The sequence below is a fragment of the Pseudodesulfovibrio sediminis genome, assembly GCF_020886695.1.
Lineage (GTDB): Bacteria > Desulfobacterota > Desulfovibrionia > Desulfovibrionales > Desulfovibrionaceae > Pseudodesulfovibrio > Pseudodesulfovibrio sediminis.
In genome coordinates this window covers 2,594,916-2,619,821 of sequence record NZ_AP024485.1, presented here as the reverse complement: position 1 = coordinate 2,619,821, position 24,906 = coordinate 2,594,916, and the positions used below count along the sequence as shown (strand labels likewise).

Here is a 24,906-nt window from a genome sequence, read left to right as displayed (position 1 = left end):
CTCACCCCTCATATTCATTGTCTCGATTTTCCCTCAATGAACTCGTGCATCTAATTACAATTATAATACTCCACATGTTTTAAATGTGCCAATAATTCCACAATAGGAATCTATCTATTAATTATAGGAGGGGACATGAAAAACGGGTGTCTATCAATCATTGTCATTGCTGCGATAGGATTGCTGATTATCGGATGTACCTCTGGTGAACAGATGGTGGATGTGGCCAAAATAACATCACAGCCCAAGGAATATGTCGGATCGGAAACATGCAAAACATGCCATCTGCAACATTACGATTCGTGGAAAGCCACCAACCACAGCCGTATGGCTCAGGATGTAACCGAAAACGAAGATGCGTTTATCGTGGACATAAACCAGAAGGTTATAACGGCCGACTTCAAAAAGCTGGAAGCCGCAGGCAAACTCAAGCTACCGATAGACAAGATATATTTCCCAAAAAAAGACGAAATTAAATACACCCTTGGCAACGAGTGGAAACAGCGATTCATCGTTGAGAAAGAGGGTGTACTGTATATCACGCCCATCCAATTCAACACCGAAAGTGGCCGCTGGGTGAACTACCATGAACATGATTGGGACAAGCGCCCCTGGCTGCTCAAGTGTGGCGGGTGTCACACCACTGGCGTCAAGCTCGACAAGGACAACCCTGCCATGGGTTCATTTACCGAGCCTGGAGTTGGGTGTGAGGCATGCCATGGTGCCGGGTCTTGGCACGTTGCCCTGCCCAAAACAGCGCTGTTCGAAAAACGCCAGACCATAGTCAATCCGGCCAAGCTTCCTCGCGGCACCGCTGTCCAGATCTGCGGCAGTTGCCACAATCGAGGCAAATCCACCATGCAGAAAGGCGCGGGATGGCCCGTGGGCTACATGCCCGGCAAGGCGCTTGAGCCCTACTACACCTCCACGTCATACGCCGCCGGAGACAAAAGCCACGTTTATCCCAACGAATTTGCCAAGAAACACCATCAGCAATACATTGACTGGATGCAATCCGAACACCGCCGCGAAGGTGTTACGTGTACATCATGCCATTCCGTGCATCAGTTGGGTATGCCTACGACGCGCTTCCAGACAAAGGAAGCCGGTTCCAAATCCTGTCTCAGCTGCCATGTACAGACAAGCCAAAACATGGCGCATTCCATTCACTCGTTTGCCAATTGCATAGGCTGTCATATGCCGCGTATCGCTAAAAGTGCGGAATCGGCAGACATTCACAGCCACGTCTTCAAGACACTGCTGCCATCCGAAACCTTGCAGAATCCGGAAATCCCCAACTCCTGCCAGACGTGTCACAAGCACAAGGACGCCAATCTGATCGAATTACAAAAGCGGTTTGAGGTTCTGGCCTCCATGCCGACCCCAAAGGGGAAGGCCATTGAGTCAGTGAACGCCTACAAATAGGGGGCGGTCATGCAACAATTAGCACAACGTATAGCCCTGCTCCTGGCGGGCCTCTTCCTTGCATTGCCATGCGCAGCGCAAGAGGAGGTCGCCGGGGCTGACCGGTATGGAATGTGGGAAGAAAGCACGGGCTACTATGAACAATATGAGGTCATGCCCAACCGAGGCAGTCCGTTCCTGCAATGGAACGCTCCTGTCACCCCTGTGACTTTGGGTGGACGGACGCCTGCAGCCACCTATCAGGCAGATTCCCACGCCCTGGTGCCCTATTATGAACGCCAGCGGTGCGAAAGCTGTCATAAACCGCATGCGCAGAACAATAGACACGTCACTCGGAACAACATCGCATGCCGCCAATGTCATGGTAGCGAACCCATTGCAGGGGTAAACTACTACTTCTCCCCCCTCAACCCCATCCGCAGGCATGCCATGGTCTGTGCAAAGTGCCACCAAGGTGCAAGCGGATCGTTCGCCATGTATGTGGTGCACGAGCCATCGCCCCTGCTAGCAGGAACTGCGGAGAGCTTCCCGGTCCTCTACTGGGCGGTATGGACACTGCTCTGCATTGCCGTGGCAACCTTCGCACTCTTCCTTCCCCACACAGGACTGTGGATGTTGCGAGAATTGTTTACCCGCAAAAACACGGGAGGTGAAGAATGAGGCTGAAACGATTCACCTCGATCCAAAAGGCTTTCCACATCCTTCTGATGCTCTCGTTCCTGACGCAGGCCGTTACCGGCACAGCCAGGATGTACATCGAGACTCATTGGGGCCGGATGCTGGCGGCACCATTTAACGGGTATAACGGGTGCTTGGTCGTACACAAATATGTAGGGCTGTTCATGCTCTTCCTCTTCCTGTGCCACCTGATCTATGCACTCTTCGTTGTCTTTGCCCACAAGGTTGACCGCGACGACTCGCTCTGGCCGCAAGGCAAGGATATCAGGCAAGCCTTTGCCCACCTGCGTTGGATGTTTGGTGGCGAGCACCCCCGCTTCGACCGGTGGGGTTATTGGGAAAAATTCGATTACTGGGCCGTATTCTGGGGCATGCTCATCTTGGGTGGCACCGGCCTCATGCTCTACTCACCCATTGAAACCTCTCGGTACTTCAAGGGATGGGGGCTCAATGTAGCCCTGTGGGTACACCGCATTGAGGCATGCCTGGCCATGCTGCATATATTCATCATCCACTTTGCCGTCGCCCATCTACGGAGACACACTTTCCCCATGGACCGGGCCATGTTCTCCGGCGATGCCGATCTTGAAACGTCTTCTCAAGAACGTCCTGCCTGGATTACCCGATTGCGTACAAACAACGAACTGGAAAACAAGATTGCTTCGGACGCACCAACAATCAAAATCGCGATGTCCTACGTTATAGGTCTAAGCGCCGTAATTCTCGGCATCTATCTCGTTGTGGGAGGGCTAATGAACGCCTGGCTTGTTCATTGGTAGGTTTGACCGACAGGAACAGCCCCGGAGTTTTGGCTTCGGGGCTGTTCATATTGTGTTCGGATCGATTCATCAAAACTCTCGCATGCTGATCACAGAGCCATGGCCTGCATTCCAATTGAACGCTTACCAAACATTCAGCCACAAGACCGACCACAAAACGAGTTGAATCTCATACGTTTCACGCGCCTGTCGAACGGACCAACCTCGTAACACACTTAAAGAACCGACTCGAAGCAGCCCTCTTCCAAGCCAACGGCCGGGGGTTCGAATCCTCCCTGGCGCACCACTTTTTCTCAGGAATGACCAGGGCAGACCCCCGACGCATTCTTCCGGTGCGACAGCATTTGCACAATCCCCTCCTTTCATCGACATTGTTCTCATAATATGTTTAATTGCCAGCCACTTCGCACGAAAGAGGTGCGGCGGTCTGCTGGAAAGCAGGGCTGCCGTCCGGCGAAAGTAAACCGGTCCACAACGGAGAGGAAGGGATATGAACCGATCCAAAACACTGACATTTTTCCTGGTGCTGCTGGTGGCCATGACCGGGTTTGGCTGCGTCCATACTCCCACGCCTGTAGAGCCACAACAACCGGAGAAACCGGCGGAAGTTACAACAACGGAAGCAAAACCGATTGAAGTAAAACCGGCGGCAGTAAAACCAAAGCCTGCAAAACCAAAGAAAAAAGCCCTTATCAAATTCGACCACAAGAGTGGCCATACACTGGCTGTAAAAGGGGCTGACATCTATTATGAGATACAAGGCAAAGCGGATGGGAAGCCACTCCTCCTGCTGCACGGTGGTCTTGGCAGCATGACGGACCTGAACGGCTTTGTCGGAAAACTGCCCACCAAATACCGGATGATAGCCATTGATTTTCGTGGTCATGGCAAATCCACCATGGGCACAGCCCCGCTGACATACGCCCAGCACCAGGAAGACGTCGAAGCCGTGCTGACAAAGCTCGGCATCACCAATGTTTCCATCCTCGGCGTCGACGACGGCGGCACTGTCGGCTACCGCATGGCGGCGAGCAGTCCCGTCAAGGTCCGGCAGCTGATCACCCTGGGTTCTCATTGGAGACTGTTGCCTGATGACATGGCCCTGCCCATATTGCGGAGCCTGACCGCCAAAAAATGGTCAAAATTATTCCCCGAATCAGTGGCGTACTATACAAAGATCAATCCCCAACCGAATTTCGACGCACTGGAGAAGGCCGTTGTGGGGCTATGGACAAACGTACAGCCTACGGGCTACCCGGGCGAAAGCGTCTGCGCCATAAAGGCCCCCGTGCTGATAGCCCGCGGCGACGACGACCATCTCTTTTCGCTTGAGGAGGCCGCCGAATTACGCAACCGGATAGCCGAATCCGGCTTCCTCAACATTCCCTATGCAGGCCATGCGGCCTATGAAGCGGCGCCGGAAGTGTTCATCTCTGCCGTCAATGCCTTCCTTGAGGTAAAAGAATCGACGCAATAAGCGGGAAAAGCCCCCTGTTTGTGCGCAGACAGAGCCCGAGCCTGATTATTGGATTTCAGGTCACAGGCCCTTGTGTTCAATCGAACCAGAATCCGACCTGACCGATTTTTTCAAGCGGTTACGACAGCTCGTCGTAGCCGCTTTCTTTCTTACCCATCTCGGTTGCACACCCACCATCTGTTCCGACACCACATTTCATACTGTATACGTCTGATATTGAAGCTCTATTTCAATGCAAAAGAGTCCGCATATGCACTTGTCATTATTCCCTCCATTTCATACTGTTTTATTAAACTCCGCAGTATGGTCATCGGGATAGTGTGCCAGTAGCCCCCCTGTCCATGCAGGCGTATCCACTGTTTTCCGCCAAGCGATCCTATGGTGGAAGCACACGTACCGACCACCCGGGTCATGACATAGTCTCAGTGAGGTTGATCAATGGAAAAAACAGTCTGTCCTCCTTTCTCCATGAACCAAAGGACCAAGGTTTCCAAACAATGGCAGCGCTTTCAGGCCCGCTGCCCCGTGGACACCAGTCTTGTGCGTCCCATGATCCACGCCTCCTGGGAGCGGTGCCGCCGAGCCAACATGCACAGCGGTTCACTGCCGCTCTGCCCCATCGACACCCTCGCCCTTGAAAAGGCCACTGTTGTCAATAGACATCTGGTGGAAAGTGCCAAGCGCATCATGGACAAGCTGGCCCACTCCATCCACCTGTCCAAAAGCGTTGTGACGCTGGTCGATACGACCGGACTGGTGCTGTATGCCTCTGCCACAAGCCAGGACCTCGACAACGTTCCCTATGGCATGCCGGGACGGCGGTGTGATGAGAGCACCATCGGCACCAATGGCATGGGGCTCTGCATCATCGAGAAAAAGGCGGTCCATGTTGTCGCCTCCGAACACTACAGCTCCTCGCTGCACTACCTCAGCTGCTCCGCCGCCCCTATTCATGATCCCGACGGCCAGTTGATCGGCGCATTGAATCTGGCCATCAACACGGAAAATTTCCACCAGCACACTCTGGGACTGGTGGAAGCGGCCGCGCATGCCATTGAGGAGCATCTCCGGCTGCGAAGCCTCATGCACAACAACAAGGTCATCCTCGAACAGTTGGACGAAGGCGTCATTGTCCTGGGGGGCGACGGTGTCATCACCAACATCAACCCGCAGGCCAGCAAGATGCTCGGTCTGGACACCCAGCCCACAGGTGAAAAGATACAAGCCTACATCCCTTCCAGTGGGGTGCTCCAATCCATGTTGACCGATCGAACCGCCTTTCATGACCGGGAAGTCTCCTTTGATTTGCGCAGGGGAAAACTCGTCTGCGCCCTGTCCTGTGTCCCGTTCGGCGACGCCGGGGTGATCCTGACCCTGAGGGGCGTCAAACGCATGCGCCACTACGCGGCACGAGTGGCCGGGGCCAAGGCGGTCTACACCTTCGACAACATCGTGGGCGCTTCTCCAGCGCTGCACGAGACCGTCCGCCTGACGCAGGTCGCCTCGCAGAGCGGAGCCACTACGCTGCTGGTGGGCGAATCCGGCACAGGCAAGGAGTTGTTTGCCCAGGCCATTCACAACGCCAGCAACCGGCGCAAGGAGCCATTTGTCGTGGTCAACTGCGGTGCGTTGCCGCGCAACCTTGTCCAGAGCGAGCTGTTCGGCTACGTGGCCGGGGCTTTTTCCGGCGCACTCAAGGAAGGCAGCCCGGGCAAGTTCGAACTGGCGGACGGCGGCACGTTATTTCTCGACGAGATCGGCGAAATGCCGCTGGAGGCCCAGGTCAGCCTGTTGCGCCTGCTTCAGGAGAGCGAAGTCACCCGCCTTGGCGGCAAACAGGCCAAACGCATCGATGTGCGCATTATCGCGGCAACCAACAAGGACCTGCCCAGCGCCGTGCGTAACAAGGCCTTTCGGGAAGATCTCTATTACCGGCTGAATGTGCTGACCATCGCCATCCCTCCCCTGCGCCAGCGCGACGGCGATATCGAACTCCTGACCGAAGTATTCCTGAACAAATTCATCACGACCCTGCGCAAAAAGCCCTTGCAGTTGTCCGATGACGCTATGGCAGCGCTGAAGGCCTACCAGTGGCCGGGCAACATTCGTGAGCTGGAGAACTGTATTGAGCGACTGGTGAATGTGGCTCAAGGCGACACCATCGACGTCGCCGACCTGCCTCAGAACATGACGACAGAGACAAATCAGCAACCGCTCGCAGACATCACCAGTTCACCTGTGTCCCTCAAAGGATTTCAGAAGGCGATCATTCAGGAGACATTGCGTGAGACCAACGGCAATCTGCGGCGCGCCTCAACCATCCTCAATATCTCGCGCACCACCATGTATGCCAAACTCAAGCAGTATCGCATTGAGGTGGAGACATTCCGGGGAGCATAGGGAACGCTCCGCCCTGCACCCCGGAACAGCCTGCCCCCCCCCACCTGCGGTTCCCTGTTGAAACGCGCATGTTGCCCTGTGTTTTTGTGTCCAGCATGTCGACATGTCCAGTGAACATGTCCAGTTTCCGGACATAATGACTGCACCCCATCGAAAGCACCCCATTCTTATATCTTATTGAAATAACGACTGAATATACTTTTACCGTTCTGAAAAGCACTTGGCCCACCTCTTGCTTTGGAGGGTGTGACCTTAAACAGGATGTTGTGAACACGCTCCGTGCACGGGTATCCCGAGAGATCCGAGTTGCGGGTTCTGAAGAACAAGGCTGGCACAGGGCTGAACACCATCCACAGAGGGCACATTCGTCACTGCATGGCATGGGCGTTCCATGCACCTGATAGGCGGTGTCGACAGGTTCAATAACAGCTCCAGCACACTCAGGAGGTAGTAATGGCGCTTCAAGAACAGGTATACGGCTTTTTTATTCCCAGCATGACATTGATCGGTATCGGCGCATCCAAGCAGATACCTGAAAAGATCAAGGCGCTCGGCGGCAGCAAACCCCTGCTCGTCACCGACAAGGGCGTAGTGGCTGTCGGCGTCTGCAAACAGGTCACGGATCTGCTTGATGCCGCATCCATGGACTATGTCATCTATGATGAAACCGTGCCCAACCCCACGGACAAGAATGTCGAGGAAGGCATTGAGCTGTACACGAAGAACAACTGCGACAGCCTCATCACCCTGGGCGGCGGCTCTTCCCACGACTGCGGCAAGGGCATCGGCCTCATCGTCTCCAACGGGGGCAAAATTCACGACTACGAAGGCGTGGACAAGGCCAGCAAGCCCCTGATGCCGTACCTTGCGGTCAACACCACGGCAGGAACGGCCTCCGAGATGACCCGTTTCGCGGTCATCACCGACACCTCCCGCCATGTGAAGATGGCCATTGCAGACTGGCGCATCACCCCAGGCATCGCCATTGACGACCCCGTCCTCATGGTCGGCATGCCTCCGGCGCTGACCGCGTCCACCGGCATGGATGCCTTGACCCACTCCGTGGAAGCGTTTGTCTCCACCATCGCCAACCCCATGACCAATGCCTGCGCCATTGAATCCATCAAGCTGATCTTCAAGTATTTGCGCAAGGCCGTGGCAAACGGTCAGGACCTGGAAGCCCGTGAAGGCATGTGCTTTGCCCAGTATCTCGCGGGCATGGCATTCAACAACGCCAGCCTGGGCTACGTCCACGCCATGGCCCACCAGCTCGGCGGCCTCTACAACCTGCCGCACGGCGAATGCAACGCCCTGCTCCTGCCCCATATCGAAGAGTTCAACATGGTCGCCAAGGTCGAACAGTTTGCCGAAATGGCAGAAATCATGGGCGAAAACACGGCTGGCCTGTCACCGCGCGACGCTGCCGAACTGGCACTGAAGGCCATCCGCCAGTTGTCGGTCGACGTCGGCATCCCGGAGACCCTGACCGAGCTGGGCAAACGCTACGGCAAGGACGTCAAGGCATCCGATATTCCCACCATGACTGCCAATGCCCAGCTGGACATTTGCAAGTTCACCAACCCGCGCTGCGCCACGGATGATGAAGTCACGGAAATCTACCTGAAGGCACTGTAACCGCATACACCTGCCAAGGCCCGGAAGGTCGTTCCTTCCGGGCCACTGAACGGCACGAAATAGGAAGGAGTCCTCTGCGCGTTGTGCGCATGGACATTCTCTACGCAGACAGCGGTTACGACGGATCGTCGTGACCGCTATCTGCTTTGTCGTCGCCACCGAACACCGGGCTGGCTCTCCGCCAGACAGCCCAATCCTGCACTGCATTTGATTCTCTGCGTCATATCTGCTCTAGCCACTCAATAGAGGGCTTTGAGAAATGACAACCATCCGCTTTTTCTCTCTGATACTGATGTGCTGTTTTACACTGCCCTTCGACATCTCCCACGCTCAAGCACCTAGCACGATGATCCCCGACACCGTTGGTTCTGCCTGATCCCAGGCTTGAGAAAGGCCAAAGACAATGCCTTGCAGGCAGCCCACCGGGAAGCCCCATAGTCGTCCGGGTGTTACCCCAAAAAGGTGGCCCACACCCATGACAGGGGCATGACCAGCAGCAAGGCCGGGATCATACTCGCCACAGGGAACTGCTTGATGCCGCAGATACGAAAGCCGGTGGCCAGCATGATGAGTCCACCGCACGCGGAAAAATCCGCTAGCATGTCCGGGGTGGTCAGGGGCAGAATCAGTGTCGCTCCGAGATAGAGCCCGGCCTGGATGACGAATTGCGGCACCACCAGTACGGCGACGGCGATGCCCATGGTCGAGGCAAAGATGGGTGCCGTGAACAAATCCAGAATGGCTTTGACAATGAGCAGGGTCGGGTCACCGGTCATGCCCTCTGTCATGGCACCGTAAATGCCTGTGGTGCTCATGCTGAAAAGCATCAGCAGCGCCACGAATTTATCCAGAAACTCTTCCTGGCTGATGCCGTCGACAGGTGCCGCAACCTTCTCGACCAATCGACGTGCACTCCCTGCCGCCTTCTGGATAAGTCGCTCCAGTTGAATCAGCTCACCGATAAGAGACCCCAGCACCAACGCGAGTACCACCGGCGCGAGGAACTTGACCTTGATCACCATGACCACGCCAAGCCCCATGGCTGCACAACCAAACACCATGGGCATTTTCAATCGAACATTGGCATTGAGCCTGGGGCCGATAAGCGCACCGGCAACACTGCCGACCACCAGGGCCGCTCCGTTAACATAAGGACCTATCATAGCAATTCCTTTAGGGATGCGGGCCGAACCACGCACCACTCTTGAGTAAAAAATCGGGAGAAGAAGGGAAGGGAGTATCGCTTGAAAAGAGGATTAACACTCTGAAGTGAAACCGAATTCAATCTCCGACTTGGTGTAGAAAATACGGATGCCGTTCTCCTTGAGACGCGCCATCAGCATATCGTATTCCTTGGAAGTAAGGGCCATGCCAACCTGCAGAGGCTGATCTTCGAGATCAAAATAGTTATCTGAATGAAAGCGCCCGTCATGCCCGAATCCTTCCTGACCGGAAAAAAGTGTAGCACCGCCGACGCCCATCTTCTGCGCCTCTTCTATGATCCATCTGGCCAGCGGCATATCGTCATACGTGCGGTTCTGTTGCGTAAAAAAAGTGACAAAATATCCTTGCATCATCTACCTCTTGTAGCGAGTTGTTGCTCTTTCGTTGTTGTGCCATCCGTACCCACGGCCCAGCCGCGTGCGCACTCGTACCGAGATGCGGACCGGTGCCTTGACCTGCGGCGTCCCATACCGGGACGGATCAAAGGAGACCGGGCGGTCCCTCCACGCATTTTTTATAGGGAAAGAGGACCGGGAACAATGACCCCGGTCACTGAGTGGGGATTTCCTTACACAATGAAAAACGGACTGGTGCTCGAATCGTCCAGCCGCGTCTTATCAAGGATCTGCAACGTCCCGCGTGACTTGGCAATAAGCCCGCACTCCTGCAGACGGGAGATGACACGCGCCGCTGTTTCGCGGGAGGTGCCCACGAGTTCGGCCACGTCCTCGTTGGTCAGCGGCAGGTCGAGACCTATACGTGAAGATAACATGCTCAAGGCATTCAGGATGCGCGTCTCCACGCTCTCGTCGATCAGGTCGAGGATCCGTGTGTAGGCACCGTCGAGCAGATCGCCCATGGTATTGATAATGCCGGAAGCAACAGCCGGATTATCAAGGACCCACTGCTTGAAGACCGGGCAGGGAATGGCGATGACAGAGGCTTTTTCAGCCACGCGGGCAGAAAAGATACGGACCCGTGTCCGAAAACAGGCGAACGCGTTCAGCGGGGTGCCGCGCACGGCAATACGAAAGGTAAAGACCTTTCCGGTGGGCGATTCTCTCGACAGGACCACCCGCCCGCTCTCCAGCAGATAATAATAGCTGGCATCGTCGCCGATTTGAAAGACATACTCACCCTTGTCGAAATCGAGCCGGGTGACATGCCGGGCAAGCTCCGTGAGGGCCGAGGGCGTCGCACGGTTCAGATTGGTATCTTCCTGCAACGTTGCGCGTATTTCTGAGAGGTCGGTATCTTTCATAAAAGCCCGATTTTACATGGCTGAAGTCATTCACCAGGAAGGTAGCCGAAAAGGGCGTGTTTGACCAGAAGACCCGGTCGCGCATTCCGCATTCCGCCACAAACTGGTCTATCCAGACCATTCCGTGTAAGAACCTGAAGATCAGCCATATTTTGGATGAACAACCCCAGCTTTTGAGGTATGACATGCCTTTTGATTTTTCCCTCCTTACCTACCTGAGCGGTGTGACGCTTCTGGCAATCCTGATTTATCTCTGGATCAACTACCGCCTGACCTCTTTCAAGAGGCAGCGGGTGACCCGCATTGAAGATCTGGTCAACGAAGCGGAGACCATATCGTCCATGCCCACGGAAGTCCTGAGCGGCAAGGAGGAAAAACGGCAAAAACAGAAGATGGTCAAGGGTGTGCATTCGCGCTTCACCATCATTCAACGCGCGTTGCTGTTTTTTGCCGTCACCATCTGGCTGGTCGCCCTCATCGTTCCCTTTATCGGCAAATTGCCGACCACCATGATCTCCATTCTGATGGCCGTGCTCACCGCGGTTATCGGTATTGCCGCCAAACCGTTGGTCGAGAATATGATTTCAGGTATCGTGATCAGCTTTTCAAACCAGCTCCGGGTGGGAGACACCCTCATGATCGATCAGCAGTACGGCACGGTCGAAGACATCTCCATCACCCACACCAAGATCAAGACCTGGGACTGGAAGCGGTACGTCATCCCCAACAGCCGCATGCTGACCAAGGAGTTCACGAACCTGAACCTCAACGATTCCCGGCTCTGGGCCTATCTGGAATTCTGCATCTCCTATGACGCCGACCTGGAAGAGGTCCGTGATATCGCCACTGATGTAGCCACACACAGCGAATACTACACCTCGGACGAGATACCCCAGTTCTGGATCATGCGCATGGAAAAGGAATGCGTGGTCTGCTGGATTGCGGCCTGGGCCGACTCTCCGGCAGACGCATGGAACCTCAAGAGCGACATGGCTATCAGTCTGGTCAAGACCCTGAAACTGAAGGGCATCCCCACCCACGTGTCGCGGGTCGACTTCACGACAAACACGCCCTCGCAATTCCCCCCGGCCAACACCCCACGCAAAGAGGCCGAACCAGCGGAACATATCCCCTGATTCGGCTTATATGACAGCGTGTTCTGCAACGCGCGCTCTCTTCGACCGCGAGGGCATGGTCAACACGGATGATCGTGTCGGGCCACTCCTCCCCAGTCGTGCAGTGCAGCGTAGCTACTTGATGACAGCGGCACCGGCAAAGGCAACGGACTCGTCTTCGTCAACGCTACCGCCGCTGACGCCGATGGCACCGATGATGACGTTATTGGCGTCGACCAGCAGCACACCACCGGCAAACAGGATCAGACCGTCGTTACTGGCTTCGATGCCGTAGAGGGGCTGGCCGGGCTGGGAAACGGAACCCAGGGTACGGGTGGACATGTTGAAATAACGGGCGGTCATGGCCTTCTTGATGGAGATATCAATGCTGCCGATGAAAGCGTCTTCCTGACGGTAGAAAGCCTTGAGGTTGCCACCGGCATCAACAATGGCGATGTTCATGGGAACCTTGATGGCCTCGGCCTTCTTGACTGCGGCGGCCAGGATCTTCTGGGCCTGTGCCAGTGTGATGTCACCGGACAGGGTCTTCACGGGACCTTCTGCAAGGGCGGGAAGAGCACAAAAAAGTGTGAGGGCAAGGGCCAAGACAATGGAAAGTTTACATTTGCGCATATGCGACTCCTTTGGTTTGAAAGTTTTGTGTACGATTTGCAAAGCCTTTTGACCTGTATGGGTAGCCGGTTGCTCAAATGACACAGAATATAACAAAACCCGGACACCATATCCAGATTCATGCTTCAAGTGGCAAATCCTACTTCAAGCGACGGACAACCTACGCCTGACATAGCTCCAACACAATAAAATTCCTTATTTAAATATATTTATAAATGACAATTATGCACGAACGGAACATACATTTTTGCACCCAAAAATTTCCCTACTCATTTGAATCTGCCGTTTGCAGCCCCCATTGTACCGATCCCGCCGGACGGACCACAAAAAAGGGCCGACGACTATTCGCCGGCCCTCTTGAATTGGGTACCAACACGCGGTCCGTTCTGATGCGTTACAGCGCCTCGAACTCCAGGTTTTCCCGGTATTGACGAAAATCGTCTATGCTGACGAAATAATCCGGGTCCTCAAGGATATTCACCACGCAAATCTTCTCTGCTTTCCTGATGAGCCGGACACAATCCTTGCTCAAGTGCCACAGATGGATGCTCTTGCCGGACCGTTCATACGTTTCCGCCAGCTTGTTGATGGCCTCGATGGCGGACTGATCCATGATGCGCGACTCTTCAAAATCAATCACGACTTCCTGCGGATCGTTCTGCGCGTCGAACTTCTCCAGGAAGAGCGCGGTGGAGGCAAAGAACAGCGGGCCGTAAATCTGATAGTGCTTGATGCCGTGTTCATCCACCATCTTGCGGGCGCGAATACGCAGGGCGTTATTCCAGGCAAAGATCAGGGCCGAGATGATGACTCCGGCAACGACCGCGATGGCCAGGTCGTATTTCACTGTCAAAAAGGTCACCAGCACGATGACGATGACGTCCCACTTGGGGATCTTGTTCATGATGTTGAACGTGGACCATGCAAAAGTCTTGATGACCACGATGAACATGACCCCCACCAGCGCCGCGATGGGCACCTGCTCGATATACCGGGACGTAAACAGGATAAAAAACAGCAGCGCGCCTGCGGCCACGATGCCGGACAGCCGTCCCCTGCCGCCGGAGGTGATGTTGATGATGCTCTGGCCGATCATGGCACACCCGCCCATGCCGCCGAACAGACCGTTGACGAAGTTGCCGAGTCCCTGCGCCATGCATTCCCGATTCCCGCTGCCGTGCGTATCCGTGAGCTCGTCGATGAGCGTCAGGGTCATCAGCGATTCGATGAGGCCGACAGCGGCCAGAATCAGCGCGTAGGGTGTGATGAACACCAGCGTGCCCCAGGTCAGGGGCACACGGGGAAAGGCAAAGGTCGGCAGTCCCGAAACAATGCCGGTGCCGCCCTTGGACTGGATAAAGGAAAGCACGGTGGCCGTGTCGATCCTGGCAAACAGCACCAGCAGGGACACGGAGATGATGGCAATGAGCGCACCGGGCCATTTCTTGTGAATTTTCGGCACCGCAAGGAGGATGCACATGGTCAGGGCCACCAGCCCGGCCATGATCCACAGGGGTTCCCCCTGGAGCCACACGCCTTCCGCCGCCTGGAACATTTTCAGTTGAGACAGAAAAATGACGATGGCCAGTCCGTTGACAAAGCCCATCATGACAGACCGGGGCACCATGCGGATGAACTTGCCCAGCCGGAATATACCGGCCAACGCCTGAAAGACACCCACCAGCAACAGCGTGAAAAAGAGGTATTGCAGTCCGGCGTGAGAACCTGCGCCACCAAGGGCATTGCCTTCGAGCACCAGGTTGACCATGACCACGGCCATGGCTCCGGTCGCACCGGAGATCATGCCGGGACGGCCGCCGAGCACGGCGGTGATCAGGCACATCATGAATGCGCCGTACAGGCCGACCATGGGGGACACCCCGGCAACGAATGAAAAGGCGACGGCCTCGGGAACAAGGGCCAGCGCAACGGTCAGACCGGAAAAGATGTCGGCTTGGACGCTGCCTTTGGAATTGGAAACAAGAACGGGGTTGGACTCCACAAAAAATCCTTGGGTATCGGGTACACTCGCTGTCACGATGTTTGGCAACGGCGATAAATCGAGCAACCGAAAAGACGGCTGCAGGCACATATGATTGAAGCCGGGTAACGGCTTAGCTGGAATGGCTGCTGGTACTTATGAAGAACAAAACGAAGATCTGAAACGGGACGTCGAAATGGCGTGCATAAATATGGCGGACTCTCAAGCGAGACGCTTCATGACCAATATACGGTGCTGCGTCAAGTTTATATCAACACACACGCTGACTGACCACTGACGCAAACCGGATGCAACGACCTTTTATTTACGAATACAGGGTTGCTCCATCCCCCTGCCTTTGTTACGTTCAAGCGACGGTCTTGTTCCGAAACAGGCCGAGAGAATGGGGACTCGAAGCATCAATCTCGTGTATGACTTTTTATTTGAGGAGAGAACGGTATGAAACGGCTGACAATGTTTCTCGTGGTTGTGTTCGTTCTGGGGCTGGCCAGTGCCAGCTTTGCCAAAGGACGCCTGGTCATCTACTGCTCCAACGAGCCGTTTGCCTGCCAGGCGGTCGCTGACGCCTTTGCCGAAAAGTATGACGTCAAGGTGCAGATGACCCGGTCCGGCTCCGGCTCCACCTATGCCAAGATCCTGGCCGAGAAGGACAACCCCAAGGGCGACGTCTGGTACGCAGGCACCCTGGACCCCCACTCCCAGGCCGGCGTGAACGGCCTGCTGGAATCCTATGAATCTCCCATGCTCGTGGAAATCGGCCCCGAATTCCAGAACCCCGCCACCAGCAAGAAGCATCAGTCCGCAGGCGTGTACGCGGGCGTGCTCGGTTACTCGGTCAACACCGACGTGCTCAAGGAAAAGGGCCTGCCCATGCCGCGTTCCTGGGCCGACCTGACCAAGCCCGAGTACAAGGGCATGATCCAGGTCGCCTCCCCGCAGTCCTCGGGCACCGCCTACACCGTGTTGGCCACCATGGTTCAGCTTCTGGGCGAAGATGCCGCTTTCGAGTATCTTGCCAAGCTGCACCAGAACGTGAACCAGTACACCAAGTCCGGCTCTGCTCCGGGCAAGGCCGCCGCCCGTGGCGAAACCATGATCGGCATCGGTTTCCTGCATGACCACGCCCTCCAGAAGGCCAACGGCTTCCCCCTGGAACTCATCGTGCCCGCCGAAGGCACCGGCTATGAAATCGGCGGCCTGTCCATCATCAAGGACTGCCGCAACCTCGACAATGCCAAGCTCTTCGTGGACTACATGCTGTCCGCAGAAGGCCAGGAAGTGCCCCAGCGCGTGAAGATGTTCCAGGTTCCCACCAACGTGAACGCCAACGTGCCACCTGAGGCCATTCGTCTGGATCAGGTCAAGCTCATCGACTACGACTTCGTCAAATACGGTTCCGAAGAGATGCGCGCGCACCTCATCGACCGCTGGGTCAGGGAAATCAAGCCGCTGGCCCGTTAATTAATGCGCAAACACACTTACTCCGCTCCGGGAGAGGTTGGCCCCTGGGTCATCCTCTCCTGGACGATCATCGCTTTTCTCGCCTACTGGCTGCTCCCCTGGATCGCTCTTGACTACGGGTTGACCGACTCCACCATGGAGGAATTGCTCGACGCCATGGCCTGGAACTACTCCAGCCTCACCATGATCGTTCCTGCCTATCTGGCGCTCATCATGCCCTTTGCCTGGATCAGACTGCCCGGCAAGGGCAAGGGGATCGTCTTCACGACCCTGGCCGGTCTCGGCATCACCGGCATCCTGTATGCCTTCATCTCTACCAACACCGCCCTTGGACTGGGGGCTGGCGTGGTCATTCTGTGTTTGGCAGCACTGGGTGCAATCGGCGTCTCGGAGCTGGGCTATCAGCGGGGCGACACCTTTATCGCGGGTGCAGTGATCTTTGTCATCTTCATGGTGATCACCTTTATCTTCTTTCCGGTGTGGGAGATTTTCAACAAGCTGATCTTTGATGGCTCCGGTGAACTCGCGCCCTTTCAGTTCTTTGAAATCATCACCTCGTTCGGCATTGGTCGCGTTATCTGGAACACGCTCAAGCTTGCCTTTTCCGTGGGCGCGGCCACCACGCTGTTCGGGTTGATATTCGCCCTGTACGCGGTCCGGGCCACTACCCGGCTGCGGTACCTGATCCGGGTCTTCTACATCCTGCCCATCATCACCCCGCCCTTTGTGGTCGGCATGGCCATGATCCTGCTCTTCGGGCGGGCCGGAATGATCAATGACGGCCTGATGATGCTTTTTGGCCCACACGGTTCGCTGATCCCCGACATCTTCGAACGATCGGGCTACATCTATGGCTACCCCGGCATCTTTCTAGCGCAGGTTCTCTCCCTGACCCCGGTGTCCTACATGGTCATCTCCGGCATGCTCTCCAGCATCAACCCGGCCATGGAAGAAGCCTCCCTGACCATGCGCGCCGATCGCTGGGCCACCCTGTGGAACGTCACGTTTCCCCTGCTCCGGCCAGCCATTGCCAATGCCTTCCTGCTCGGCATGATCTCGTCGGCCGCGGACTTCGGCAACCCGCTGGTGCTGGGCGGCGACTATGACGTGCTCTCAACGGAAATCTATTTCTCCATTGCCGGAGCGCAGCTTGATTTCACCAAGGCCGCGGCACTGGGCCTGATCCTGCTGATCCTCTCCCTGTCGGTCTTCCTCATCCAGAAGAAATGGGTGGGCAAAAAATCCTATGTCACGGTCACGGGCGTGGAGACCGCAGGCAACCTGACTCCGCTTCCCGCAGGGCTGCAACGCGGGCTGACGCTCTTCATCTCCATCTGGCTGGTACTGGTGGGCTTCCTCTATGTTTCCATTTTCCTGGGCGGCTTCGTCACCCAGTGGGGCGCGGACTATTCCCTGACCATGAAGCACCACACGGAGCTGTGGCTCAACGGCTTCTCCAGCGGGGGGTGGCCATCCTTCTTCAACTCTCTGTCCTACTCCATGCTGGCGGCCCCGCTGACCACCATGGCGGGCATACTCATCGCCTACATCCTGACCAGACGGAAATTCCTGGGACGCGGCATCATCGACTTCGGGACGGTGCTCATCTTCGCCATTCCCGGTACGGTTACCGGCGTGGCCTACATCCTCGCCTTCAACACGTCGCCCCTGGAGCTGACCGGCACGGCAGCCATCCTGATCATCACCATGGCCATCCGCGCCATGCCCGTGGGCATCAGAGGAGGCATGTCGGCCCTCAGCCAGATCTCCACCAACCTGGAAGAAGCGTCGCTGCTGCAACGGGCCGGGAGCTTCAAGACCCTCAAGTCCGTCCTGCTGCCCCTGCTCAAGTCCACCATCGTCTCTTCCATGGCGTACAGTTTCATTCGGGCCATGACCACGGTGTCCGCCGTGATCTTTCTGGCCACGGCCGGGACCGATGTGGCCACCACGTATATCCTCTCCCGAGTGGAGAGCGGCGAGACCGGTGTGGCCGTGGCCTATGGTTCGGTCCTTATCCTGATCATGCTCTTTTTCACCCTGCTCGTGCAGGCTTTCACCGGTCGCTCCAAGACGGAGCGGGAAGTGAAAACAATCCGAGGCTGACATGAATGATTCCATACAAGTGACCCTGAAGCACGTGTCCAAGCACTTCGGCAAGGTGCGGGCCGTGGACAATATAGATATCGAATTTGCGCCCGGCACCCTGACCACCTTGCTCGGCCCTTCGGGCTGCGGCAAGACCACACTGCTCCGCCTCGTCTCCGGGCTGGAACCCGCCACGGCCGGCGAAATCTGGTTCGGCGATGAAAACGTGACCGCGTTGTCGGCCACCCGCCGAGACGTGGGCATGGTCTTCCAGAGCTACGCCCTGTTCCCGCACATGACCGTGGAGCAGAACGTGGGCTACGGCCTCGGCGTGCTCAAGGTCCCGGCTGACGAGACAAAGGAGCGGGTACGCGAAGTCCTCCAGATGGTGGACATGGACGGCTATCAGAGCCGCTATCCCAACGAGCTTTCAGGCGGCCAGCAGCAGCGCGTGGCCGTGGCCCGGGCCATGGTCCTGCGCCCCAAGGTGCTCCTGTTCGACGAGCCCCTGTCCAACATCGACTCCAAACTTCGTCGCTCCATGCGGGACGACATCCGCCGCCTGCAACAGGCATCGGGCATCACCTCCATCTACGTCACCCATGACCAGGCTGAAGCCCTGGCCGTGTCCGATGAGATCATTGTCATGAAAGACGGCGCCATCGAACAGCAGGGGCCGCCCCGCGCCCTGTACCACAAGCCCGAGACGTCCTTTGTGGCCAACTTCATCGGCGAATCAAATGTGGTCAAGGGAATCCTGTCCAGCAAAGGGACAAGCAAGATAATCACTTACGGCGACGCCACAATCGAACTGCCGACAACCGAGCAGACCGACCACTCGGACGGTCCGGTGAGCCTGTCCCTGCGACCGGAGGTGATTGAAGTTGTACACAAGTCCGAGACAACCGAGGCCGCCCTTTCAGGCACCATCAAGCAGAACGCCTACATGGGACCGGTCATCGAATACACCATCGACACCCAGTGCGGGCCGCTCTTTACCCGTGCCCCGGCCTATGCGGGTGTCTTTGAATCCGGCGAGGAGGTCGGCGTCCTCGTACGGCCGGATGAAATCATCGTCATCCCGGAAAACGGCGACACAACCGCGGCCTAGGTTTCAGCCATGTCCATCGCCGTCCTCTTTGACATGGACGGGGTCATATTCGACTCCGAACCCATTCATGAAAAAATCTTCATCGAGTTTGCGCGCTCACTCGGGTTTTCCATCACGCCCGACGTCTACCAGCGCTATATCGGCACCTCCAGCATCAGCCAATGGCGGGACATGAAGGCCATGCATGACCTTGAAGGCACGCCAAAGGAACTCTCCGACGCAAAAATGGAGCGGTACAAGGCATATCTGGCCGCGACGACCGGGCTGAAACCCATTCCCGGCATAACGGCGCTGCTCGACGGTCTGCAAGCCGAAGCCATCCCCTTTGCCCTGGCTTCCTCCAACAACAACGACGTCATCGAGGCCACGCTCACGTCCATCGGACTCAGGGAGACCTTCAGCACCTATGTGGGCGGCGACGACGTGTCACGCGCAAAACCGGACCCGGCCATCTTCCTGCTGGCCGCAGACAGACTCGGCGTGTCCCCTGACCGCTGCGTGGTCATAGAGGACTCCACCAACGGCGTCATCGCAGCAAAGCGGGCGGGCATGCGGTGCGTGGGGTTCGACAACCCCAACTCACCGGGGCAGACGCTCGTTAAAGCCGACCTGCTTGTCACATCCATCCACCAGCTGACCACTCGAAGACTGACCGAACTGCTCACGACCTGACCGTCTCCCTTTTCACTTATGTGCGAGTGTTTGCACGCACTTGAAATCGTTGTTTTCGTGCTCTAAGGGTATGTTCCATCGGCCCGCTCTGGCCGCCAACAGTGTTCTTTCACGAATCAAACGTTCACTTATTCCTGTACGCACATGACAAAGGAGGATTGCATGAAAAAAATTATTCTGACAGCCATTATCTGTCTTATGGCCTTGCCCGCATTTGCTGCCGAGCCCTTTCAGCTCAGCCTTGTTCCCGATGTTGCCCTTCATTCCAGATCCACCCGCATCGACGGAGTGGCCCTGAGCATCTGGGGTGAGAACCCGCAATCCGCTCTGGCTCTGGGTATCATCAACGGCTCCAGCGGCGACAGTGCCGGTTTTTCCTGGGGGTTCGTCAACTACGCCGACAATTACACCGGCGTACAGTGGGGGCTGGTCAACTACAACCACCACTCCTTCACCGGCTGGCAGGCAGGATTCGTCAACGCATCCAGCACCATGACCGGCCTGCAAACCGGATTCATCAACTATGCAGACACAGCCCAGCCCGGTCTGCAGATCGGTCTGATCAACGTCATCAAGAGAAACCAGTGGTTCAACGAAATGCCCAACGGGCTGGCTCCGGTCTTCCCCATCGTCAACTGGCGTTTCTAACCATCTCCGCCATTGAACGAACACAAGCCGTCGAAGCATGCTTCGACGGCTTGTTTGTTTTGCTCACTCCAATGAATATATTAATGGGCATACTACCATGTCCCGGCTCGCCAGACCGTAGTCAGATCACTGCCCCAGATGATCAAGCAGCGCCTGCACAATTCCATCCACCAGATCCGTCTCCGGCAGGCCCAGCACAGAGGCATCGGTCATCTGCCGTTCTATCACCCCACGCAGAGGCGGTATGGTCACGCTCCACTGCGGCAATCCGTCCAGTTTTGGCGGGGGCCCGCCCTCATGCCGGTTAAGCACCAAGGCCTGGTTTTTCAACCCCAGATCTCCAGCCATACGACCTACTTCAGCACCAGTCTGCAAACTACGCATGGATGGTTCGGAAACCACGATCAGCCCATCCACATGAGCCACGGTTCCGCGCCCCAAATGTTCAACACCAGCCTCAAGGTCCACAAGCACCCATTCGTCACGGTCCATGACAATATGTCCCAGCAAGGCCTTGAGCAGCGCGTTTGCATCACAGGCGCACCCGCCGCCGGCATTGGTCACAGCTCCCATGACAAGGAGCCGTTTACGCCCTGGATCGACTCCGGCAATGGGCGGACCGCTCAACGGCACATCCACACCCAACTCATCCGGCAGATTGCCGACATCCGGGTTGAGATTCAGGAAACCACCGGCATGGATGTGTTCACGCACCAGATCTTCACGCTGAATAAGGGGGCTCGGCAACTGATCCAGTACCAACCCGGAAGCCTGACCCAACGAAAGCGCGGTGTCCGCATCCACCAACCATACATTCTTCCCCTGCCGAGCCAGATAATCGGCTACCCACGCGCACAAGGACGTTTTCCCGACTCCACCCTTACCTGCGAACGCTATTTTCATGATTGCCCCCATCCCTCTCATTTCCAAAATTTCTTGTCGTCGTTACGCGGAAGCGGTGGAGGGCGGTTCAATGTTAATTATACTGAATCTTTGTAAAAACTGTTGTCCAAAAAATCGTCTCTAGAGGCGTATATTTGCCGTCCTCCAAACCTGGGATCCCCCCAACCAGACGGTGCGACAAAATGCTTTGAAGAGAGAGTCCAGAGGGGAACCCTTTCTCGAAAGGTTCCCCTCTGGTCGCCGAAGGCATTCCTATTCAGGGAGGCCCAGGGCTTTGCGTTTGGTTTTGATGCGGGTGTCGAACATCTCTGCGGCCTTGACCATATCGCCTTCGATAAAGAAGGTTGCACCGACCAGATCCTCGAGTCCCGAGACAGCAAGATTGGTGACGGTCTCGGAACCGAGGATATTCGGCGGATGCCCGAGGTGGGTGTAAATGCCTGACGCCACGGCATAGAGTCCGATGGCAGCGGCTTTTTCCGAATACCATTCAGGCGAGGAGGCACCCACAGGCAGATCGGAAATATCCACATCCAACGCATTGGCAAGGGCCGCACACAGTTGCAGAATACGAGCGTTGTCCACACAGGAACCATAATGCAAAACGGGCGGGATACCCAGTGAACCACAGACTTTCTTGAGACCCGGGCCAGCCTTTTCAATAGCGTCCGGCACGAGCAGTCCGGCCTTGCCTGCCGCGGTGGTCACACACCCGGTGACAAGGACGAGGATATCCTTTTTGATCAACTCTTCGGCAAGCTTCACGTTCATGGAATCCTGCTGAATCTTCGGGTTGTTACAACCGACAATGCCGACCGCGCCCCGAATGTCTCCGCTTGCGATGGCCTGAACTAACGGATCGAGTGAGCCGCCGAGAGCTTCGATTACAGCTTCATTGGAAAAGCCGGTCATGATGTCGATAGGCTCGCACGGAATATCAACGCGCCCGGCATCACGCTGGGCATAGCCTTCCACAGCGATGGACACGATTTCACGAGCCTGGACCATGGCGGTGTTGGGCTGGAAATCAACATGGATGCCGCCGGTGAAGCGCGCTTTGTTGGCAGTGTCGATGAATTTGGTGTGGTAGCAGCCGGAAATCTGAACAAGAGACGGCATGATGCACTGATAGTCGACCACGATGGCCTCGACTGCGCCCGTGATGATGGCCAGCTCGGTCATGAGATGATTACCCGCCATGGGAATACCCTGGCGCATGAGCAATTCGTTGCCTGTGCAGCAAAGTCCGGCCACATTGATGCCGGTTGCGCCGAGCTCCTTGGCGCGGGCCAGCAGTTCCGGTTCGCGGGCTGCGGCCAGAATCATTTCGGAGACAACGGGGTTGTGCCCGTGCACCAGAATGTTGACCTGATCTTCCTTGATGACACCGAGATTGGCGGTGGACATCTTTGGTGTGGGCACGCCGAATATGACGTCTGACAGTTCGGTGCCGATCATGGAGCCGCCCCAACCGTCCGCCAGCGAAGTCCGGGCCGCATGAATGAGTGTGTTGGGTGCGTCGTTGTCACATCCCATATGGGTGCGATGCATCATTTCGGCGATTTCACGGTCAACACCACGCGGTGTCATGCCGAGTTTGGCCCAGAGGTCCTTGCGTTTTTGCGGTACGCGAGACAGGAAGGAGACTTCCTTTTTGCGGGAACCGAAATCGGCGAAAAAACACTCCATGACATCATGGGCAATATCAATGATAGCACGGTCGTCAGTTTCGATGCCAACCTCGCCGGCAATGGCGATCAGTTTGCCTTCCTCAACGATTTTGTAGTCGTTGGTTTTGCCTTCGACAATGGCTTCGAGCACCTCAATGAGGTCGCGGCCGTGGTCGGAGTGTCCGGCAGCGCCGCCAGTCACGAATCGGCCGAAATTTCGGGCCACGACGACATCGGCATCTGCACCGCACACACCAAGCGGATTTTTGGCGGTAATCCGGCACGGCCCCATTGTACAGTTACGGCAGGATGTGCCCAGCTCACACATTTTACAATGTGGTGTCTGCCTGTCCAACCGCTCATGGACGGTTTCGATTCCCTCAGCACGCGCCTTTTTCAGCATGGCCTTGGCATCATCCCAAATGGTCAGATCGTCAATTGGTCTTGGTTCCTTTGCCATTTTCCCTCCTAATCCCAGGTTCGCCGGGTCATGTAATGCAACCCGCCCGGCAGATAATGGATACCCTCTATTCGAACCGTATCAGTAACACTACCAGGTCCTGAGTGTATGTCGGGAAGCCGACAAATGGGGAGGAAAAGTGCGAAAAAATAATGTGACCGATTACAATTTCCGTGGTGACACATTGTTACAAGTGACATATGCTCTCGATAAATATTTACGATATGAGAAGGAAGCAGGATCGCGCGTAAGGCTATCCTTGAGTGAAACAAGCAAAGGAGGAACAATGGTTAAACACTTTGATCTCAAAGCGGCTCTGGATTTCATTCGTAAAGGGTATACGAAAGGGAAGGAGCCCTTCTGCTTCACTGTTCCCGAGATGGCGAGCGCTATCAACATATCGGAGAAGAAGACGAAAGAAGTTCTCGCACGGATTAATGACCGCGCGCAGTTTTGGAGAGGCAGCTACCTCCCAAACTATGACAATCTTGTTGTCAGTGCCCCTGTGTTTGAACGGGTAAAGGACTGGTTTAAATAATCATTAAAAATCAGCGCCGGCCGCTCGCTCCAGGGCGCCCACGTCCGGGATGAAGTATTCACCCCGGACGCGCTTTTTCATCAGGCCGGCGCGTTCCATGTCGTTCAGCAATGTGGACACGGTCTGTCGTGTGGCTCCCATGAGTTGGGAAAGTTGTTCAATGGTCAGGTCGATTCTGATCACGACACCTTTGCCTTCAGGAACGCCGGATTCCCGCGCCTCACTGACCATATAATCCATGAGGCGGTTGTATATATCTTTAAAAGCAAGGCCGCCAATGATGGAGAAGGCGTTTTGCAGGATATGGCCGAGCACTCGGACCATGGTGCGGGTGAAAAGCGGGACCTCGGACATACAGCGCTTGACGGACTGAACATCGGTAACAAGCAGAGCGGCATCCTCGAAGGCCTGAACATAACATCCGGCGTGGGTGGCATAGAGGTCGCCTGAGCCGAGAATGGCAAGGGTGAATTCCTTGTCCTCATAGGCGAGATATATCCGTACTCGCCCTCGGGCGATGATGAAAACAAGGTTGTCCTGCTCATCGGCCCTGTAAATAACCTGCCCCTTGGCATATGTCCGTTCATTGAACACACTGCGCAGTTCCGCCAGCTCTACGCGCTCCAACTCATCCAGCAGGTTTATTCCTGAAAATTTCATAATCCTTCCCGGGTTGAAGAAGAATCCTACCATGCAGGTCTATATTCCGTCCAATGGGTGATTTCC

Annotated in this window: 21 protein-coding genes; 13 read left to right on the top strand and 8 right to left on the bottom strand. The window is 56.1% G+C overall.

The features are described from left to right. The first annotated feature begins 135 nt into the window (after positions 1-135). The 6 genes from SRBAKS_RS12505 (at position 136) to SRBAKS_RS12480 (ending at position 8,394) form a co-directional block, all read left to right on the top strand. The gene (locus SRBAKS_RS12505) at positions 136-1,425 is read left to right on the top strand and encodes a multiheme c-type cytochrome (RefSeq protein WP_229591232.1); all 1,290 of its coding nucleotides are present in this window, start codon (positions 136-138) and stop codon (positions 1,423-1,425) included. A gap of 9 nt (positions 1,426-1,434) precedes the next feature. Next, positions 1,435-2,085, top strand: coding sequence for a cytochrome c3 family protein (locus tag SRBAKS_RS12500; RefSeq protein WP_229591231.1), 651 nt, complete (start codon positions 1,435-1,437; stop codon positions 2,083-2,085). After that, positions 2,082-2,882, top strand: a complete 801-nt coding sequence (locus SRBAKS_RS12495) for a formate dehydrogenase subunit gamma (RefSeq protein ID WP_229591230.1) — start codon at positions 2,082-2,084, stop codon at positions 2,880-2,882. The genes SRBAKS_RS12500 and SRBAKS_RS12495 overlap by 4 nt, the downstream gene beginning before the upstream one ends. Before the next feature lie 490 nt (positions 2,883-3,372). Next, positions 3,373-4,359 carry an alpha/beta fold hydrolase gene (locus SRBAKS_RS12490; protein WP_229591229.1) on the top strand — a complete coding sequence of 329 codons (987 nt, stop codon included), beginning with the start codon at positions 3,373-3,375 and terminating at the stop codon, positions 4,357-4,359. Between the two features lie 438 nt (positions 4,360-4,797). After that, the gene (locus SRBAKS_RS12485; protein WP_229591228.1) at positions 4,798-6,759 is read left to right on the top strand and encodes a sigma-54-dependent Fis family transcriptional regulator; all 1,962 of its coding nucleotides are present in this window, start codon (positions 4,798-4,800) and stop codon (positions 6,757-6,759) included. A gap of 453 nt (positions 6,760-7,212) precedes the next feature. Continuing rightward, positions 7,213-8,394 carry an iron-containing alcohol dehydrogenase gene (locus SRBAKS_RS12480; protein WP_229591227.1) on the top strand — a complete coding sequence of 394 codons (1,182 nt, stop codon included), beginning with the start codon at positions 7,213-7,215 and terminating at the stop codon, positions 8,392-8,394. 449 nt (positions 8,395-8,843) lie between these two features. Here the strand turns inward: SRBAKS_RS12480 and SRBAKS_RS12475 are convergent, their stop codons facing one another. From SRBAKS_RS12475 to SRBAKS_RS12465, 3 genes are all read right to left on the bottom strand, one after another. After that, complete coding sequence (locus tag SRBAKS_RS12475; protein ID WP_229591226.1) at positions 8,844-9,557, bottom strand: DUF554 domain-containing protein; 714 nt, start codon at positions 9,555-9,557, stop codon at positions 8,844-8,846. 93 nt (positions 9,558-9,650) lie between these two features. Beyond that, positions 9,651-9,971, bottom strand: a complete 321-nt coding sequence (locus SRBAKS_RS12470; RefSeq protein WP_229591225.1) for a DUF190 domain-containing protein — start codon at positions 9,969-9,971, stop codon at positions 9,651-9,653. A gap of 215 nt (positions 9,972-10,186) precedes the next feature. Continuing rightward, the gene (locus SRBAKS_RS12465; protein WP_229591224.1) at positions 10,187-10,879 is read right to left on the bottom strand and encodes a Crp/Fnr family transcriptional regulator; all 693 of its coding nucleotides are present in this window, start codon (positions 10,877-10,879) and stop codon (positions 10,187-10,189) included. Positions 10,880-10,935: 56 nt separating this feature from the next. Between SRBAKS_RS12465 and SRBAKS_RS12460 the strand changes: the two genes are divergently transcribed. After that, a complete protein-coding gene (locus SRBAKS_RS12460) occupies positions 10,936-12,015 on the top strand; it encodes a mechanosensitive ion channel domain-containing protein (protein ID WP_229591223.1) in 1,080 nt (359 codons plus the stop codon). A 114-nt stretch (positions 12,016-12,129) separates the two neighbouring features. On the opposite strand, the gene SRBAKS_RS12455 is transcribed toward SRBAKS_RS12460, so the two are convergent. Both SRBAKS_RS12455 and SRBAKS_RS12450 read right to left on the bottom strand, forming a co-directional pair. Next, a complete protein-coding gene (locus SRBAKS_RS12455) occupies positions 12,130-12,627 on the bottom strand; it encodes a GlcG/HbpS family heme-binding protein (protein ID WP_229591222.1) in 498 nt (165 codons plus the stop codon). Positions 12,628-13,021: 394 nt separating this feature from the next. Then, positions 13,022-14,629 (bottom strand): SulP family inorganic anion transporter, encoded by a 1,608-nt coding sequence (locus tag SRBAKS_RS12450; protein ID WP_229591221.1) that lies wholly within the window; start codon positions 14,627-14,629, stop codon positions 13,022-13,024. Between the two features lie 438 nt (positions 14,630-15,067). On the opposite strand from SRBAKS_RS12450, the gene SRBAKS_RS12445 reads away from it, so the two are divergent. The 5 genes from SRBAKS_RS12445 to SRBAKS_RS12425 all read left to right on the top strand — a co-directional run bounded on the left by SRBAKS_RS12445 (position 15,068) and on the right by SRBAKS_RS12425 (position 20,609). Beyond that, positions 15,068-16,090, top strand: coding sequence for an ABC transporter substrate-binding protein (locus tag SRBAKS_RS12445; protein ID WP_229591220.1), 1,023 nt, complete (start codon positions 15,068-15,070; stop codon positions 16,088-16,090). 3 nt (positions 16,091-16,093) lie between these two features. After that, complete coding sequence (locus SRBAKS_RS12440; RefSeq protein ID WP_229591219.1) at positions 16,094-18,196, top strand: ABC transporter permease; 2,103 nt, start codon at positions 16,094-16,096, stop codon at positions 18,194-18,196. A 1-nt stretch (position 18,197) separates the two neighbouring features. Continuing rightward, complete coding sequence (locus tag SRBAKS_RS12435) at positions 18,198-19,289, top strand: ABC transporter ATP-binding protein (protein ID WP_229591218.1); 1,092 nt, start codon at positions 18,198-18,200, stop codon at positions 19,287-19,289. 9 nt (positions 19,290-19,298) lie between these two features. Continuing rightward, positions 19,299-19,961, top strand: coding sequence for an HAD family hydrolase (locus SRBAKS_RS12430; RefSeq protein WP_229591217.1), 663 nt, complete (start codon positions 19,299-19,301; stop codon positions 19,959-19,961). A gap of 162 nt (positions 19,962-20,123) precedes the next feature. Next, a complete protein-coding gene (locus tag SRBAKS_RS12425; RefSeq protein ID WP_229591216.1) occupies positions 20,124-20,609 on the top strand; it encodes an LA_2272 family surface repeat-containing protein in 486 nt (161 codons plus the stop codon). Between the two features lie 126 nt (positions 20,610-20,735). Here the strand turns inward: SRBAKS_RS12425 and SRBAKS_RS12420 are convergent, their stop codons facing one another. Both SRBAKS_RS12420 and cooS read right to left on the bottom strand, forming a co-directional pair. Continuing rightward, positions 20,736-21,512 (bottom strand): ATP-binding protein, encoded by a 777-nt coding sequence (locus SRBAKS_RS12420; RefSeq protein ID WP_229591215.1) that lies wholly within the window; start codon positions 21,510-21,512, stop codon positions 20,736-20,738. 252 nt (positions 21,513-21,764) lie between these two features. After that, positions 21,765-23,642 (bottom strand): anaerobic carbon-monoxide dehydrogenase catalytic subunit, encoded by a 1,878-nt coding sequence (gene cooS, locus SRBAKS_RS12415; RefSeq protein WP_229591214.1) that lies wholly within the window; start codon positions 23,640-23,642, stop codon positions 21,765-21,767. 139 nt (positions 23,643-23,781) lie between these two features. Between cooS and SRBAKS_RS12410 the strand changes: the two genes are divergently transcribed. Continuing rightward, positions 23,782-24,180 (top strand): hypothetical protein, encoded by a 399-nt coding sequence (locus SRBAKS_RS12410; RefSeq protein ID WP_229591213.1) that lies wholly within the window; start codon positions 23,782-23,784, stop codon positions 24,178-24,180. Between the two features lie 3 nt (positions 24,181-24,183). Here SRBAKS_RS12410 and SRBAKS_RS12405 read toward each other — a convergent pair whose 3' ends face one another. Continuing rightward, a complete protein-coding gene (locus tag SRBAKS_RS12405; protein ID WP_229591212.1) occupies positions 24,184-24,840 on the bottom strand; it encodes a Crp/Fnr family transcriptional regulator in 657 nt (218 codons plus the stop codon). Between the last annotated feature and the right edge of the window lie 66 nt (positions 24,841-24,906).